General features: G+C 64.8%; 15 protein-coding genes. 5 read left to right on the top strand and 10 right to left on the bottom strand.

Translation table 11 applies throughout. The annotated features are described in order from the left end of the window. Positions 1-74: 74 nt before the first annotated feature. The 10 genes from arcC to ACXJKE_RS15790 form a co-directional block, all read right to left on the bottom strand. Positions 75-1,028, bottom strand: coding sequence for a carbamate kinase (gene arcC / locus ACXJKE_RS15835; protein ID WP_457281537.1), 954 nt, complete (start codon positions 1,026-1,028; stop codon positions 75-77). Continuing rightward, a complete protein-coding gene (gene argF, locus ACXJKE_RS15830) occupies positions 1,025-2,023 on the bottom strand; it encodes an ornithine carbamoyltransferase (RefSeq protein ID WP_457281536.1) in 999 nt (332 codons plus the stop codon). Before argF ends, arcC begins: the two co-directional genes overlap by 4 nt. A gap of 35 nt (positions 2,024-2,058) precedes the next feature. After that, positions 2,059-3,267 (bottom strand): arginine deiminase, encoded by a 1,209-nt coding sequence (locus tag ACXJKE_RS15825; RefSeq protein WP_457281535.1) that lies wholly within the window; start codon positions 3,265-3,267, stop codon positions 2,059-2,061. Further along, entirely contained in the window at positions 3,267-4,748 is a 1,482-nt protein-coding gene (gene arcD / locus ACXJKE_RS15820) for an arginine-ornithine antiporter (RefSeq protein ID WP_457281534.1), read from the bottom strand. The genes ACXJKE_RS15825 and arcD overlap by 1 nt, the downstream gene beginning before the upstream one ends. 27 nt (positions 4,749-4,775) lie before the next feature. Next, a complete protein-coding gene (locus ACXJKE_RS15815; RefSeq protein ID WP_457281533.1) occupies positions 4,776-5,198 on the bottom strand; it encodes a universal stress protein in 423 nt (140 codons plus the stop codon). Between the two features lie 41 nt (positions 5,199-5,239). Beyond that, on the bottom strand, positions 5,240-5,683 hold the full coding sequence (locus tag ACXJKE_RS15810; RefSeq protein ID WP_457281532.1) for a universal stress protein: 444 nt from the start codon (positions 5,681-5,683) through the stop codon (positions 5,240-5,242). A gap of 170 nt (positions 5,684-5,853) precedes the next feature. Next, positions 5,854-6,222, bottom strand: a complete 369-nt coding sequence (locus tag ACXJKE_RS15805) for a cytochrome C (RefSeq protein ID WP_457281531.1) — start codon at positions 6,220-6,222, stop codon at positions 5,854-5,856. 48 nt (positions 6,223-6,270) lie between these two features. Then, positions 6,271-6,960 carry a VIT1/CCC1 transporter family protein gene (locus ACXJKE_RS15800; RefSeq protein ID WP_457281530.1) on the bottom strand — a complete coding sequence of 230 codons (690 nt, stop codon included), beginning with the start codon at positions 6,958-6,960 and terminating at the stop codon, positions 6,271-6,273. Positions 6,961-6,992: 32 nt separating this feature from the next. Next, on the bottom strand, positions 6,993-7,541 hold the full coding sequence (locus ACXJKE_RS15795) for a cytochrome b (RefSeq protein WP_457281659.1): 549 nt from the start codon (positions 7,539-7,541) through the stop codon (positions 6,993-6,995). A gap of 35 nt (positions 7,542-7,576) precedes the next feature. Continuing rightward, on the bottom strand, positions 7,577-10,435 hold the full coding sequence (locus tag ACXJKE_RS15790) for a cation-translocating P-type ATPase (protein ID WP_457281529.1): 2,859 nt from the start codon (positions 10,433-10,435) through the stop codon (positions 7,577-7,579). A 267-nt stretch (positions 10,436-10,702) separates the two neighbouring features. On the opposite strand from ACXJKE_RS15790, the gene ACXJKE_RS15785 reads away from it, so the two are divergent. From ACXJKE_RS15785 to ACXJKE_RS15765, 5 genes are all read left to right on the top strand, one after another. Then, the gene (locus ACXJKE_RS15785) at positions 10,703-12,988 is read left to right on the top strand and encodes a heavy metal translocating P-type ATPase (protein ID WP_457281528.1); all 2,286 of its coding nucleotides are present in this window, start codon (positions 10,703-10,705) and stop codon (positions 12,986-12,988) included. Beyond that, positions 12,989-13,126 carry a cbb3-type cytochrome oxidase assembly protein CcoS gene (gene ccoS / locus ACXJKE_RS15780; RefSeq protein ID WP_431095040.1) on the top strand — a complete coding sequence of 46 codons (138 nt, stop codon included), beginning with the start codon at positions 12,989-12,991 and terminating at the stop codon, positions 13,124-13,126. Positions 13,127-13,191: 65 nt separating this feature from the next. After that, a complete protein-coding gene (gene ccoN, locus ACXJKE_RS15775; protein WP_457281527.1) occupies positions 13,192-14,625 on the top strand; it encodes a cytochrome-c oxidase, cbb3-type subunit I in 1,434 nt (477 codons plus the stop codon). A 21-nt stretch (positions 14,626-14,646) separates the two neighbouring features. Beyond that, complete coding sequence (gene ccoO / locus ACXJKE_RS15770; protein ID WP_457281526.1) at positions 14,647-15,276, top strand: cytochrome-c oxidase, cbb3-type subunit II; 630 nt, start codon at positions 14,647-14,649, stop codon at positions 15,274-15,276. An 11-nt stretch (positions 15,277-15,287) separates the two neighbouring features. After that, a complete protein-coding gene (locus ACXJKE_RS15765; protein ID WP_457281525.1) occupies positions 15,288-15,425 on the top strand; it encodes a cbb3-type cytochrome oxidase subunit 3 in 138 nt (45 codons plus the stop codon). The last annotated feature ends 54 nt before the right edge of the window (positions 15,426-15,479 follow it).

Here is a 15,479-nt window from a genome sequence, read left to right as displayed (position 1 = left end):
ATGCGGATCAAATGTGGACAGATTCGCGACGGACGGAAGGGCTTCCGGGCGCAGGTCAATCGATTTGCTGCGTTTCACGCATTGGCCGTAATAACCGGGTCTTGGCCCGTGGTGTCCCCGTGGGGGCTCACCTCTGTACCGGCACGGCCCGCCAGCATTTCCTCGATCTGGGCCAGCGAGCCTATCAAAGCCTTCTTGCCGGTCTTGAGCACAAAGCCGGTGGCAGCCTGTACCTTGGGGCCCATGGAGCCTGCAGGGAAGCTATGGCCCAGCAATTCCTGTGGCCTGATCTTGCCGATGGCGTGCTGTGCGGGCGTTCCCCAGCCCAGGTAGACGGCATCCACGTCGGTGGCGATCACCAGGCAGTCGGCCCCCAGTTCCCGCGCGAGCAGGGCGCCCGTCAGGTCCTTATCGATCACGGCATCGATGCCTTGAAGAGAATGCCCGCCGGCGGTGCGCACCACCGGGATGCCGCCACCCCCCGCGGCGATCACCACCGCCTCATGCAGCAGCAGCCAGCGGATTGGGTCCATGCCCAGCACACATGTTGGAAGAGGTGAAGCCACGACGCGCCTGAAGCCTGCTCCGTCCGGCGCGACATGCCAGTGCATTGTTTGCGCAAGCCGTTCGGCTTCTTCCCTGGCATAGACAGGCCCGATAGGTTTGGTGGGCTTGCCGAAAGCCGGGTCGGCCGGATCGACTTCCACGCGCGTGAGCAGGGTAACGACAGGGCGGCTGGGTGGAAGGTGGTTGGCAAGTTCCTGCTCCAGCAGGTAGCCGATCATGCCTTCGGTTTGCGCGCCCAGCACGTCAAGCGGATAGGGAGCCACTGCCGCGTAGGCCGAGTTTTGCAGCGCCAGCAGGCCTATCTGGGGCCCGTTGCCGTGAGTCACCACCAACTCATGACGAAGCGCGACGCGGGCCAGTTGGGTCGCCACGCTCCGGATGTTTTCCAGCAGGTTCTGAGCGCTGAGCGACTGGCCCCGGCGCAGCAAGGCATTGCCGCCCAGTGCCACGACCAGCTTCATGCGAGCGTGGCCACAAGCACGGCCTTGATGGTGTGCATGCGGTTTTCCGCCTGCGTGAACACGATGGATGCATCGGACTCGAAGACCTCGTCGGTCACTTCGATTTCGCTGAGGCCGTAGCGTTCGTGGATCTGGCGCCCTACCTCGGTGTCCAGGTTGTGGAAAGCCGGCAGGCAATGCATGAAGCGGGTTCGCGGCTTGCCGGTAGCCTTCATCAAGGCGCTGTTGACCTGGAAGGGCAGCAACTGCTCAATCCTGAGCTTCCAGGTGTCGTCGGGCTCACCCATGGACACCCAGACGTCGGTGTAGAGAAAGTCAGCGTCCTTGACAGCCTCGGCCGGATCGTTGCTGAGGGTGATGCGCGCGCCTGTTGTCTTTGCCAGTTCGCGCATTTCGCTCACCAGCCCGGGCGGTGGCATCAGCGCGGCGGGTGCGGCGATGCGCACGTCCATGCCCATCTGCGTGCCGCCCACCAGCAGCGAGCAGCCCATGTTGAAGCGGGCGTCGCCCAGGTAGCAAAAAGACAGTTCATGCAGCGGCTTTTCGCCGAACTCCTGCATGGTCAGCAGGTCGGCCAGCACCTGGGTCGGGTGCGACTCATCTGTGAGCCCGTTCCAGACCGGGACGTGCGAGAAGCGCGCGATTTCTTCCACCACCGTCTGATGAAAGCCGCGGTACTCGATGCCGTCGTACAGCCGCCCCAGCACCCGCGCCGTGTCCTTGAGAGACTCCTTGTGCCCCAGCTGTGAGCTGACCGGGTCGATGTAGGTCACGTGGCCGCCCTGGTCGTGCACCGCGACTTCGAAGGCGCAACGCGTTCGGGTGGAGGCTTTCTCGAAAATCAGCGCGATGTTTTTGCCCTTGAGGCGCGCGAGCTCATTGCCTGCATATTTCGAGCGCTTGAGCTCGGCGGCCAGGTCCAGCAGGAAGCGGATGTCCCGCGGGGAAAAATCCTTGAGGTCCAGAAGACTGCGGTTGTGAAGGTTGAAGCTCATGGATAGCCGTCTTTCGTGGATGCCTCAATGGCGGGTCAGGCAGCGTCACGCTCAATCGGACAGGACATGCAGTGGCTGCCGCCGCGGCCCCGGCCCAGCTCCCCGCTGGGGATTGTGATGACCTCGACACCGGCCTTGCGCAGAAGGGTGTTGGTGTGGGTGTTGCGGTTGTAGGCCATGACAACGCCGGGCGACAGTGCCAGCACGTTGTTGCCGTCGTCCCACTGTTCGCGCTCGGCTTCATAGGCATTGCCGCCGGTGGCGACAACGCGCAGCTTTGCAATACCCAGCGCCTGGGCGAGCACGTCAAGAAAGGGGCCGGTTTCTGCCCTGACATCCAGCGCGCCGGCTTCGTTGCCGGGTCTGAGGCTGAACACGCGTATGGCCTGCACGATCTCGGGAAACACCGTCACCAGGTCGCGGTCGCAAAAAGTCAGCACCGTGTCCAGGTGCATGGCCCCGCGCGACTTGGGCAGCTGGGCGGCCAGCACCCGGGTCGCGGCGCCGCGGGCGAACAGGCTGCGCGCCAGCTGGCTCACGGCCTGCGGCGAGGTCCGCTCGCCCATGCCGATCAGCACCAGGCCCTGGCCCAGAGACATGATATCGCCGCCTTCGAGCGAGGCCTGCGCGTGCGGCTGGCCCGGATCACCCCACCATTCGGCGACCTTGCCGGCAAACGCAGGGTGAAAACGGTAGACGGCCGCCATGAGCAGGGTTTCCTGCCGGCGTGCGGGCCAGTACATGGCGCCCAGCACCACACCGTCGCCTATCCAGCAACTGCTGTCGCGCGTGAAGAGGGTATTGGGAAGGGCGGGCAATAACAGGTCGGAGGCGCTCGCGCACGCGGCCGTAAGACCCGGCAACTTGAAGGGCAGGTCCACCGGCGTCAGCCCGCCAATCAGGAACTCGGCCAGGCGGGCCGGCGGCAGTTCTTGCAGCCAGGGTCGCAGCACGGCGGCGGCTTCCAGGTCGATGCCGGTCAGTTTGCGGTCCAGCAGCCAGTCGCGCACCGCTGGGTCGCTGACTGTGACTGCGAGAAGGTCGTGCAATTCCAGCACTTCCACGCCTTGCTCCGTCATGGCGCTGGTGAACGCGTAATGGTCGTTTTTTGCCTGCGCGACCCACATCACATCGTCGAACAGCATGCTTTGGCAGTTCGCGGGCGTCAGGCGCATATGCGCCAGGCCCGGCCTGCAGACCAGTACCTTGCGCAGCCGGCCCGTCTCTGAATGAACGCCGGCCATCACAGGCTCAACTGACCGGTGGCGAGCATCCCGCCGGCCACCGCTGCGAGCGCGAGCACGGCTGCGAGCATGGCTTTCTCGCTAGCGGTAAAGGGCTGTTTGTTGCCCTGCCGTTTGGCGATGAAATACAGGGCCGCGCCGGGGGCGTAGAGCAGAGCGCTCAGCAGGAGGTATTTGGCGCCGGCGGCATACAGCAGCCACAGGCAGTACACCGACGCGAGCGCGGCCACCGGCAGGTCCAGCGACCCGCCGGCGGTGCCTTCCCTCGTTGGGCCCTCACCGCGCAGCAGCACCTTCAGGCCGTAAAGCGCGCTGAACAGGTAGGGCAGCAAAATCATCGCAGTCGACAGCGAGATCAGGGCCAGGTAGGAAGCCTTGGAGACCAGCGTGACGATGAGGAAGATCTGAACCATGGCGCTGCTCAGCCACAGGGCATTGGCCGGCACGCCCTTGCTGCTTTGGCGGCCCAGCCATTCGGGCATCACGCCGCTGTTGGCCGGTGTGAAAAGCGACTCCGCAGCGAGCAATGTCCAGGCCAGGAAGCCACCGCCGACGGAAACGATGAGGCCGACATAAATCAGCACAGCGCCCCAGGTGCCCACGGCTTTCTCAAGCACGCTGGCCATGGAGGGATTCTTCAATCCGGCAAGTTCGGGCTGCGTGAAGATGCCCAGGGACAGCAACGAGACGGCCATCAACAGTGCCAGGCAGATCAGAAAACCAATCACCGTGGCCTTGCCGACGTCCTTGCGCTGCCGCGCGCGCGCCGAATAGACACTGGCGCCTTCGATGCCGATGAACACCCACACCGTCACCAGCATGGTGCTCTTGACCTGGTCAAGTACGGAGCCGAGTTTGGCGCTGCCCCAGAAGTCCAGGCTGAAGGTGGGCGCCTGGAAAGCGGCGGCGGCCAGCACAATGAACAGCAGCAACGGAATGACTTTGGCGACTGTGACAATCGCATTGACCCAGGCAGCGGTGTTGATGCCGCGCAGCACCAGCGCGTGCACGATCCACAGGACTATCGACGCTCCGGCCACGGCCGCGGGCGTGTTGCCTTCGCCGAAAGCTGGAAAGAAATAACCGAGCGCACCGAAGGCGGCCACCAGGTAGCCGACGTTGCCGATCCAGGCGCTGATCCAGTACCCCCAGGCGGAGTTAAAGCCGATGTACTCGCCTGACAGCGCGCGGGCATAGGCATAGACGCCGTTGTCCAGTTCGGGCTTGCGCAGGGCCAGCATCTGGTAGACGCGCGCCAGCACCAGCATGCCCACGCCCGTGACCAGCCAGCCGATCAGGATGGCACCCGCGCCGGCGCCCGCCGCCATGTTTTGCGGCAGGCCGAAAATGCCGCTGCCGATGATGGAGCCCGTCACCAGCGCGACCAGCAGCCCCAGGCCCAAACCGCCCTGCGCCTGGCGTGTGGTAGGAATAGCCCGCGGCGGCGACACGGGGGAGCGGGTATTTGACAGTGTGTTCATGGCAGGCCTTCCGTAAAAGATGATCGGCTACTTGACCAGCAGCACCGGCACGTCAACGTCCGCCACTACCCGCTGGGCAACGCTGCCGAGCAGGGCGCGGCCCAGCAAACCATGGCCATGGGTGCCCATGACCAGCATGTGTACCTTTTCACGCTTCACCGCCTGCGCGATTTGTGTGGCCGGTGTGCCGGCGACCCAGGAGGCCCGGAAAGTGATGTCATGGCGTTTGAGAAAGCGTTCTATAGGCTCCAGCACTTTCTGGGCTTCGTCGCGGTGGTAGGCATGTACCGTGGCGGCGCCCACCATGGACTTGACGCGTGGAGGAACAGCGATCTGTACATTGAGCACGATCAACTCCGCGTCGGGCCCCATCAGGGTTTCGTGCGTGACCAGAAAGGCGAGGGCTTTTTTTGTGAACTTGCTGCCGTCAACGGCCAGAAGGACTTTCATGGTTGTCTCCGGAAAATGGAAAAAAATGAGACGGCGCGCGCTCAGCGCAGGACAAGGACGGGGATGCTGCTGTGCGTGAGCACCTGCTGGGTCTCGCTTCCGAGCAGGATGCGAGAGAGGCCCTTGCGGCCGTGCGAGGCCATGACGATGAGGTCGCACTTGTTCTTTTTGGCTGCGGCCAGGATGGCGGTGGCTACGAGGTCGGACTTGGCGATCACGGATTTGGCCTGGACGCCCGCAGCCTCGGCGGTCTTTTGCGCCGCGTCGGCAATGGCCTGACCCTTACCGGTCCATTCCTTTTCAATGCGCCCGACTTCCTGCGGCGAGATGGAGGCGCCACCTTCGAAGTAGCTCATGGGATAACGCGGAACAACGTTAACCACCACGAGGCCGGCATCCAGAGACACGGCAAGGGCGATGGCGTCTTTGACCGCTTTTTTGGAAAGCGTGGAGCCGTCGGTGGCAACAAGAATGCGCTTGTACATGGTGGGTTCTCCTGTGTTGATTCGTTTGCAGTCTAGGAGCGCCGCGGCGGCCCGGTCTTGATTCATGTCAAGGGCGCGGCAGATGACGTCGGCCCTCCACTGTGGCGCTTCCGGTGAGATCTTTCGATGTGCGCAAAACCGCATCGGCCGGGAAGCTATCCGAAGCAGCTTCAGGGCGCGGCGGAAATCCTCTGCGGCGGCCCGGGCAAGACGAGTCCGACGGGAGCGGTGCGCGGATACCGGTAAATCGTGTCATTCAGGTAGCCTGCCACTTCCACGATATCCGCCTCGTCCCATTGCAGCCCGGTGTTGCCTTGCCAGAGGCGAACCTGCACTTTCAGGCTCTCCCAGTCATGGGCGCGCCGGTTGTTGCGCCAGTGCATCTCCGAGGTGTGGCAAGCAATGCAGTGCGTCGTGTACAACAACTCCCCGCGGGTTTGTACGGGCATCGTCTGGCCATGCGCCGACAGGCCGGCGAACCCGATGGCGGCCAGCACAAGATACCGGCCGGGAAATGCTTTGGTGGAGGGTGATGGCATGGGGTGACTGTGCGCGCAGTATCGGGTGCCGTCTGTTCGCCAGCAGACTTAGACCACGGCCCCAAACAGCGCGCCCACACCCGCGGTGATGCCCATGGCCAGCGCACCCCAGAAAGTCACGCGCCATGCGCCGGGCAGGATCCCCGCGCCGCCCGCGTGGGCGGCCATCGCGCCCAGAAAGGCCAAAAATGCCAGGGAGGTTCCCGACACCCACCAGATCAGTGTGGCGCCGGGCGCCATCGCGGTAACGACCAACGGCAAAAGGGCGCCACATGCAAAGCTGGCCGCCGACGCGAGCGCGGCCTGTATGGGCCGGGCGGCCATGCTGTCGTGAATTCCCAACTCGTCGCGCGCGTGTGAACCCAGGGCGTCATGAGCCATGAGCTGCTCCGCAACCTGCCGCGCAAGCGCATCGTCCAGCCCGCGCGCGACGTAGATGGCGGTCAGTTCGCGGTGTTCGGCCACGGGGTCTTTTTCAAGTTCGGCCCGCTCCCGGGCCAGGTCGGCCTTCTCGGTATCGGACTGCGAGTGCACCGACACGTATTCGCCCGCGGCCATCGACATCGCGCCGGCCACCAGGGCTGCCACGCCCGTCATCAGCACATTGCCGTGTGTGGCGCTGGCGGCGGCCACTCCCACTATCAGGCTGGCGGTCGATACGATGCCGTCATTGGCACCCAGAACGGCAGCGCGAAGCCATCCGATGCGTGAAGTCCTGTGCCATTCAATATGTCTCATGCACTCATCCTTCGTTTAGGGGGTAGTTTGAATCAGCGGCGGCCGGGAAGCATGCGAGCCAGCGTGTTGTCACGCAGCCGGTAGTGGTGATACAAGGCCGCCAATGCATGCAAGCCCACCAGGAAATACCCCGCTGTCGCTCCCGCTTCGTGGACTTCCTTGATCCAGCCCGCCGCATCTTTGCTCTCGGCCATCAGCGCGGGCAGTTGCAGCCCAAAAAAAGGAATGGGCTGACCACGGGCGCTGAGTATCAGCCATCCCGCCAGGGGCATCCCTATCATGAGCAGATAAAGCCCCGCCTGCACCAGCCAGGCCAGGCGGCTTTGCCACAGCGGCGGTGCCGGGGCTACGGGTGGGGCGCGATGCCGGAGATTGACCGCCAGGCGAAGCCAGGCCAGCACAAAGACGGACAGGCCCAGCATGTAGTGCCAGGCCCTCAGCCCGTTGCGCATGTCGCTGCCCTTGGGAAAGGCGTCACTGAGCTCCATGCAGAGGTAGACCGCCGCCAGCAAGACAAGCATGAACCAGTGCAAGCCGATGGAGAGCGCACCGTAGCGGTTTTCCGGGTGGGGTTTTGACATCATGGTGTTTCTCCGGCGTCGTCAGGGTGAAGTCTTCACTGCGGGCCGCCGGCCGCGGCGGTTCGCGTTTGCGCATGTCTGCGCCATGCCCGGCTGGCCAGTTTGCGCAATTCGGCGTGCCACAGGACCGTGCTGGCCATGGCGGCGCACAGCAGCCATTGTTCAAACGTAAGGGGCACCGTGCCGAAAGCGTAGTTCAGAAACTCCAGGTTGACCACCGCGATCTGCAGGCCCAACGACAAGCCCAGCGCGGCCCATAGCCATGGGTTGGAGAAAAGGCCGCGAAACGCGGAGGCGGATTCCGAGCGCGCGTTGAAGGCATTGAACAGGTGCGCCAGCACCAGCACGGTGAAGCCGGCGGTGCGGGCGACGGCCAGGTCCTGGTTGCCCTCGATCAGCCCGCCAGGCAACAACATGTCCATGGTCAGGAGCGTCACCACCGCGATGACGGCGCCGGTCTGCAATATCCCCGACCACATGCGGCCATCGATCACGCGCTCATCGCGGGTGCGGGGCTTTCGCGCCATGACGTCGCCGACCGCGGGGTCTATGCCCATGGCCAGCGCCGGCCAGGAGTCGGTGATGAGGTTGAGCCAGAGGATCTGTGTGGCCAGCAGGGGCAGTACCACCGCAACGCCGGGGGCTTGAAGCCCGATGACGCCGGCACCCACCACACCCAGGAACACCGTCAACACCTCCCCCATGTTGGAGGACAGCAGGTAGCGCAGGAATTTCCGGATGTTGTCAAAAATGCCGCGCCCTTCGCGCACCGCCTCCACGATGGTGGCGAAGTTGTCGTCGGCCAGGATCATCCGGGCGGCCTGCCGTGTCACTTCGGTGCCGGTCAGGCCCATCGCGATGCCGATGTCCGCGGACTTCAATGCGGGGGCATCGTTCACGCCGTCGCCTGTCATGGCCACCACCTGGCCGTCGGCCTGCAGCGCATCCACGATGCGCTGCTTGTGCGCCGGCGCGACACGCGCATACACCGACGTCTGGCGAACCGCGGCGGCAAATTCCGCATCCTCCAGACTGTCCATCTCAATGCCGGTCAGCGCGGGCGATTGCGCGCCGCGGATTCCGAGGTCCGCGGCAATGCGCAGCGCCGTGCGCGGGTGGTCGCCCGTGATCATGATGACGCGGATGCCGGCACGCTGGGCCTGGCGTATCGCCACGGCCGCTTCCTCGCGCGGCGGATCCATCAGGCCGGCCGTGCCGACGTAGACCAAGTCTTCTTCCAGTGATGTGGATGCCGGGTCTTCACCGGCGTGCAGTGGACGGAAGGCAACGGCCAGTGTGCGCAAGGCCGCGTCCGAGAGGGTGTCGACGTTGCGGAGCAGGGCGGCCTTGCGGGCGGCATCCATCATCACGGTTGCCGCGCCCACCTTCACATGGGTGCAGCGCTCGATCAGCACGTCCGGCGCGCCTTTGCTGATGAGCATGGCGGCGCCACCTTGGTCATGGTCACGCTCAATCACCGACATCATTTTCCGGTCCGACGTGAACGGAATCTCCCTGATGCGGTCATAGCGGCCGGCGCGTGCCTGGAGTGAAGGGTCGAGCTTGCGCGCGGCGACCAGGAAAGCCGCCTCCGTGGCATCGCCCTGAATCCGCCAGATGCCGGCGGAGTCCTGCCGCAGGTCGGCATTGCCCGCCAGGCTGCCGCCCAGCAGCGCAAACGCCACCTCTTCCCGCAGCGGCCCGGCGGCGAGTTCGCCGCCGGCCTGCTCGACGCGGCCCTCAGGTACATAGCCCACGCCCGTCACCTCCACCATGCCGGATGCCGTTGCAATGCGCGTCAGGGTCATTTCCGCGCGCGTCAGTGTGCCTGTCTTGTCCGTGCAAATGACGGAGGCGCAGCCCAGTGTTTCCACGGACGACAGGTTTTTAATGATCGCCTTGTGCCTGGCCATGCGCTGCACCCCCATGGCCAGCACCACCGACAGGATGGCGGGCAGGCCTTCCGGAACCGCCGCCACCGCCAGCGCCACGCCGAGAAGCAGCACAGCGATGACGTCGCCGGCCGTGCGCAGTTCTGACAGCATCAGGATGGTGGCCACCACCACGGTGGCAATAATGAGCACCGCGATGCCGAGCATCCGGCCCAGCCGGCTTACTTCCCGCGTCAAAGGGGTAGGCGCTTGCGACGTCGCCTCGAGCATGGCGGCAATCGCGCCCATTTCAGTGTTCATGCCGGTAGCCGTGACTACCGCGCGGCCCGTGCCCTGGGTGATGGCCGTGCCCCTGAAGACCATGTTCACGCGGTCGCCCAGCGCGGCCGGGGCCCGCAGCGAAGCGGTGCTTTTCAGCACGGCGAAGCTTTCCCCGGTCAGCGAGGCCTCGTGGACACGCAGGGCGGTGGCGGCCGCCAGCCGCGCGTCGGCGCCCACCACGTCCCCCTCATTCAGGACCAGCAGGTCGCCCCGCACCAGCGACGCCAGCGCCACTTTTTGCACGCGGCCGTCCCTCATCAGCGAAGAACTCGCCTGCGTGAGTTTGGCCAGGGCCACCACCGCGCCGCGCGCCTTGGCCTGCTGAACGTAGCCCAGCGCGGCATTGAGCAGGACGACGACGGCAATCACCAGCGCGTCAATCGGCCAGCCTTGCCGCCCGTCCATGGCCCATGCGAGCAGCGAAATGGCAATGGCCGCTAGCAGCAAATAGATCAGGGGGTCCTGGAACTGCGAGAGAATGCGCCGCCACGCACTCACGGGCGGCGCGGCGTTGAGGGTATTGGGCCCTTGCGCGCCAAGCCGCCGTGACGCCTCGCCGGAAGAAAGGCCGCGCAGCAGGTCCGCGCCCGTGCTCGCGGCGACGTCCTCGATCTCGCGCACCGACGGGTCGCAGGGTGTTTCGGGCTGCGGGCTTTCTTCAGCGGCGCGGGGAATTTTCATCGTTGTCTTTTTTTATCCGGTTTTGCCCAGGCGGCGGCAAACGGCAAGCCAGCCTGGAGGCTGCACTCGGCAGGTGCCAGTCTGGCGGCTGCGGAAGGTCCGCCGCTTGTCCTGGATCAAGGCGATGCCACTTCGGCAAACCCTGCATTGCTGTTATCGCAAACATCCGCCTATCGGACTGTTCGATAACGTACAGAGAGGCGCCGCACCCGCCCAGGCTTGATCCATATCAAGGGCGCGGCATGCCGTGCTGGCTACCCTTGCGTCATGCAAACCGCCATCGCCCCGGCTTCCGCCGGCCTCTTGCCGCCCGCTGCCGCATGGGCCGTGCTCGACGAGTCGGCCGAATGGGAGGGCTTTAGCCGGCCGGTCGCGGGGCGCGAGGGCTGGTGGGAGTCGTACCTGGCGCTGGAGGGCATGCACTGCGCGGCCTGTGCGCTCACGGTCGAGGAGGTTTTGCGCAAGCTGCCCGGCGTGGATACGGTCCAGGTCAACGGCGTGACTGCCACGGCGCGGCTTCAGTGGCATCCGCAGACCACGCAGCCTTCTTATTGGATTGCGGCATTGCACCAGGCCGGTTACGGCGCCTTGCCGGCAGGCGACCTGCTGCTGGCCGGCCGCAGGGTGCAGGCTCAGCGGGTGATGTTGTGGCGCTGGCTGGTGGCGGGTTTTTGCATGATGCAGGTCATGATGTACGCGGCACCGGCCTATCTGGCGCCGGCGGGCGAGATCACGCCCGACATCCAGGCGCTGCTGGGCTGGGCCTCCTGGGTGCTGACCCTGCCGGTGCTGCTGTTTTCCTGCTGGCCGTTTTTTGCGGCGGCGCTGCGCGATGTGCGCAACCTGCGCATCGGCATGGACGTGCCGGTGGCGCTGGGCGTGCTGATCGCCTTCGGTGCCAGCACGGCCGCGACCTTTGACCCGGCGGGCCCCTGGGGTGACCATGCCTCGTACGACTCGGTGCCCATGTTCGTTTTTTTTCTGCTGTCGGGCCGACTGCTGGAGCAGCGCCTGCGCGACCGCACCGCCGGTGCGCTGGAGGCGCTGATGCGGCGCCTTCCGGACAGCGTGGAGCGGCGGGAAGCCGATGGCAGTTTCCGCGCGGTGGCCGTGCGCCGCCTTGTCGCCGGCGACTTGATTCGGGTGCTGCCTGGTCAGGCTTTCCCCGCTGATGGGGCCGTTGAGGGCGGTGAGAGCCGGGTCGACCAGTCGCTGCTCACCGGCGAATCCAAACCCCTGCTGCGGCGGGTGGGCGATGGTGTCATTGCCGGCAGCCACAACCTCACGGGTGTGCTGCAGGTGCGCGTGCTGCGCGTCGGGCCGGAAACCCGGTACGCCGAAATCGTGGCCCTGATGGAGCAGGCCTCAGTCGAAAAGCCAGGCCTGGTGCAACTGGTGGACCGCGTCGCCAGTCCCTTCCTGGTGGCCGTGCTGCTGGCGAGCGCCGCCGCAGCCGTGTGGTGGTGGCCTTTTGGTCAGGCGCATGCGATGGCGGTCGCGGTCGCGGTGCTCATCGTGACCTGCCCTTGCGCCTTGTCGCTGGCCACGCCGGCGGCCATGCTGGCCGGCGCGGGCGCACTGGCCCGGCGCGGCGTGCTGGTGCGCAAATTGCAAGCGCTGGAAAGCTGCGCTGCCATCGACACCGTGATCTTCGACAAGACCGGCACGTTGACAGAAGACCGCATGCAAGTCGTGATGGCCCATACGCCTGCCGGTGTGAACCGCGACGAGGCGTGTGACTGGGCGGGGGCGCTGGCCAGGCACTCGTTGCATCCGGTCTCACGCGCCATCGCCGCCCGCTTTCCCGCGACGGATTGGGTGGCCAGCGAAGTGGAGGAGGTTACCGGACGGGGCCTGCGCGGCAAGGTGGCCCGGTTGGACGGCAGTGAGCCGCATTACCTCAACCTGGGGGCGGCCTTTTTTTGCGGCGTGCCTGTGCCGGGCCGCGATGTGCCGGTGTTGCAGGCCCATCTGTCCGATGGCGAGCACTACCTCGCGGGTTTCGAGCTTGACGAAGCGATGCGGCCAGACGCGGCCCAGGCCGTGGACGCGTTGCTCAAGCTCGGTGTCCGCGTGCAGCTGCTTTCGGGCGATACGGGCCAGGCTGTCGCCCACCTGGCGCGCCGGGCAGGCATTGAGTGGTGCTTTGGCGAATGTACGCCTGAGGTCAAACTGGAACATGTGCGCCGCCTTCAGCGCGAGGGCCATCGCGTCATGATGGTGGGTGACGGCATGAACGACGGGCCGGTACTGGCCGTGGCTGATGCGTCCATGGCCATGGGTCAGGCCGTGCCGGTGGCTCAGGCAAGGTCGGATTTCATCATGACCGGCAACCGGCTGCTCACGGTGCCAGCCCTTGTCGCGCAGGCGCGGCGCACCCGGGCGGTCGTGCGCCAGAACCTGTTGTGGGCAGCGGTTTACAACGCGACCTGCGTACCGCTGGCGGTTTTTGGCTATATGCCCACATGGCTGGCCGGCTTCGGCATGGCGGCCAGCTCGCTGCTGGTGGTGGCCAACTCGGCCAGGCTGGCGCGCACCCCGCCGGAGAACTAGATGGATATCCTGTTCCTCTTGATCCCACTCTCAGTCGTGCTGGCCTTGCTGATCATCGGCGCACTGGGCTGGGCGGTATGGCGAGGTCAGTTCGAGGCGCTTGAGCAGGAAGCCGAGCGCATTCTGCACACTGATTGACCTGCATCAAATGGCGCGACCCGTGCCGCATCGACACTTTGAAGCATCAAGACAAAAGGTGCTTCATGAACGAAGAAACGACACGAGGGATCGCCTATCACGACAAGGTGGTTCGCCAGTTTTCACTGGCAGCTGTGCTCTGGGGTGTGGTCGGCATGGCTGTGGGCCTTTTCATCGCCGCGCAGCTGGCATGGCCTGAACTGAACTTCGGCATTCCCTGGCTCAGCTACGGCCGGCTCAGGCCGCTGCATACCAATGCTGTCATCTTCGCCTTCGGCGGCTGTGCATTGATCGGCAGCAGCTACTACGTGGTCCAGCGCACCAGCAGCGTTCCCTTGTTTGCACCGCGGCTGGCAGCCTTTACCTTCTGGGGCTGGCAGCTGGTCATCCTGGGCGCCGCGATCAGCCTGCCGCTGGGCTACACCACCGGCAAGGAGTACGCCGAACTCGAATGGCCCATCGACATCCTGATCACCCTGGTCTGGGTGTCCTATGCCATCGTCTTTTTCGGCACGCTGGGAATCCGCAAGGTTCGGCACATCTACGTGGCCAACTGGTTTTACGGCGCCTTCATTCTTGCGGTGGCGGTGCTGCACGTGGTCAACAGCGCGGAGATCCCGGCCGGCTGGATGAAATCCTATTCCGCTTATGCGGGTGTGCAGGACGCGATGGTGCAGTGGTGGTACGGCCACAACGCCGTGGGATTCTTCCTCACCGCGGGCTTCCTGGGCATGATGTATTACTTCATCCCCAAGCAGGCGGAGCGGCCGGTCTACAGCTACCGCCTGTCCATCGTCCACTTCTGGGCGCTCATCTTTACGTATATGTGGGCGGGCCCGCACCACCTGCATTACACGGCCTTGCCTGACTGGACGCAATCGGTGGGCATGGTGTTCTCGCTGATCCTGCTGGCGCCCAGTTGGGGCGGGATGATCAACGGCGTGATGACCCTGTCGGGCGCCTGGCACAAGCTGCGCGAAGACCCCATCCTGCGCTTTTTGATCGTGTCGTTGTCGTTCTATGGCATGAGCACCTTCGAGGGCCCGCTGATGTCCATCAAGACCGTCAATGCGCTCTCGCACTACACGGACTGGACGGTTGGCCACGTGCATTCGGGCGCACTGGGCTGGGTGGGCCTGATATCGATGGGCACGCTGTACTACATGATTCCCCGCCTGTTCGGGCAAAAGCAGATGTATTCGGTGCGCGCCATCGAGGTGCATTTCTGGACGGCCACCGTGGGCATCGTGCTCTACATCGCCGCCATGTGGATCGCCGGCGTGATGCAGGGTCTGATGTGGCGCGCCATCAACGCCGACGGAACCCTGACCTACACCTTCGTCGAATCGGTGAAGGCCACCTATCCCTTCTACGTGGTGCGTTTCTTTGGCGGGCTTTTGTACCTTGGCGGCATGGTACTGATGGCCTGGAACGTCTGCATGACGGTGGCCAAGGGCCGCCCCGTCCGGGTGCCGGTGCCGGCGCTGGCTCACGCATAACAAGAGAAGAAAGCACATCCCATGAAAGACGAAACCCCCTCTGCGGCCGGCTTCTCGCACGAGAAGATCGAAACCAACAACTTCCTGATGATCATCCTGATCCTGCTGGTGATCGCCGTGGGCGGCCTGGTGGAAATCGTGCCGCTGTTCTTCCAGAAGTCGACCACCGCACCGCTTGAAGGCGTGAAGCCTTATGGTGCGTTGCAGCTGGCCGGCCGCGACATCTACCTGCGCGAGGGTTGCTACAACTGCCACTCGCAGATGATCCGCCCGTTTCGCGCGGAGACGTTGCGCTACGGGCACTACTCGGTGGCCGGCGAATTTGTCTACGACCATCCCTTCCAGTGGGGCAGCAAGCGCACGGGTCCCGACCTGCACCGCGTAGGTGGCAAATACACCGACGAATGGCACCGTATCCACCTGAACAATCCGCGCGACCTGGTCCCTGAATCCAACATGCCGGCCTATAGCTGGCTGGAGAAGAAGCCCGTCGACCCCGCCGACATGGCGCCCCGCATGACAGCACTGCGCAGGGTGGGGGTGCCTTACACCGACGCCGAAATCGCCGAGGCCGCTGGTGTGGTGAAGGGCAAGACGGAAATGGATGCCCTGGTGGCCTATCTGCAAGTTATGGGCAAGGCCCTGAAGTAAAGGAGAGCGACATGGACGTCAACACGCTGCGCATCATCGCTACCCTGCTGTGTTTTGCCACCTTCGTCGGTCTGCTGGTGTGGGCCTATTCCAGCCGTAACCGCACGCGGTTTGAAGAGGACGCAAAGATCCCCTTCCTGCAGGACTAGGGGGTAGCGCCATGCAAGACCTCTTCACCGGTTTTTTATTCACTGCACAACACA

It is taken from the genome of Polaromonas sp. P5_D5 (genome assembly GCF_054049435.1).
Note: the sequence above shows the minus strand (reverse complement) of the source record. Positions and strands in the feature narration are given on the sequence as shown.

Bases quoted from the DNA above. Each gene is read 5' to 3' on its own strand.
- arcC (WP_457281537.1), bottom strand. From the start codon at position 1,028: ATGAAGCTGGTCGTGGCACTGGGCGGCAATGCCTTGCTGCGCCGGGGC.
- argF (WP_457281536.1), bottom strand. From the start codon at position 2,023: ATGAGCTTCAACCTTCACAACCGCAGTCTTCTGGACCTCAAGGATTTT.
- ACXJKE_RS15825 (WP_457281535.1), bottom strand. From the start codon at position 3,267: ATGGCCGGCGTTCATTCAGAGACGGGCCGGCTGCGCAAGGTACTGGTC.
- arcD (WP_457281534.1), bottom strand. From the start codon at position 4,748: ATGAACACACTGTCAAATACCCGCTCCCCCGTGTCGCCGCCGCGGGCT.
- ACXJKE_RS15815 (WP_457281533.1), bottom strand. From the start codon at position 5,198: ATGAAAGTCCTTCTGGCCGTTGACGGCAGCAAGTTCACAAAAAAAGCC.
- ACXJKE_RS15810 (WP_457281532.1), bottom strand. From the start codon at position 5,683: ATGTACAAGCGCATTCTTGTTGCCACCGACGGCTCCACGCTTTCCAAA.
- ACXJKE_RS15805 (WP_457281531.1), bottom strand. From the start codon at position 6,222: ATGCCATCACCCTCCACCAAAGCATTTCCCGGCCGGTATCTTGTGCTG.
- ACXJKE_RS15800 (WP_457281530.1), bottom strand. From the start codon at position 6,960: ATGAGACATATTGAATGGCACAGGACTTCACGCATCGGATGGCTTCGC.
- ACXJKE_RS15795 (WP_457281659.1), bottom strand. From the start codon at position 7,541: ATGTCAAAACCCCACCCGGAAAACCGCTACGGTGCGCTCTCCATCGGC.
- ACXJKE_RS15790 (WP_457281529.1), bottom strand. From the start codon at position 10,435: ATGAAAATTCCCCGCGCCGCTGAAGAAAGCCCGCAGCCCGAAACACCC.
- ACXJKE_RS15785 (WP_457281528.1), top strand. From the start codon at position 10,703: ATGCAAACCGCCATCGCCCCGGCTTCCGCCGGCCTCTTGCCGCCCGCT.
- ccoS (WP_431095040.1), top strand. From the start codon at position 12,989: ATGGATATCCTGTTCCTCTTGATCCCACTCTCAGTCGTGCTGGCCTTG.
- ccoN (WP_457281527.1), top strand. From the start codon at position 13,192: ATGAACGAAGAAACGACACGAGGGATCGCCTATCACGACAAGGTGGTT.
- ccoO (WP_457281526.1), top strand. From the start codon at position 14,647: ATGAAAGACGAAACCCCCTCTGCGGCCGGCTTCTCGCACGAGAAGATC.
- ACXJKE_RS15765 (WP_457281525.1), top strand. From the start codon at position 15,288: ATGGACGTCAACACGCTGCGCATCATCGCTACCCTGCTGTGTTTTGCC.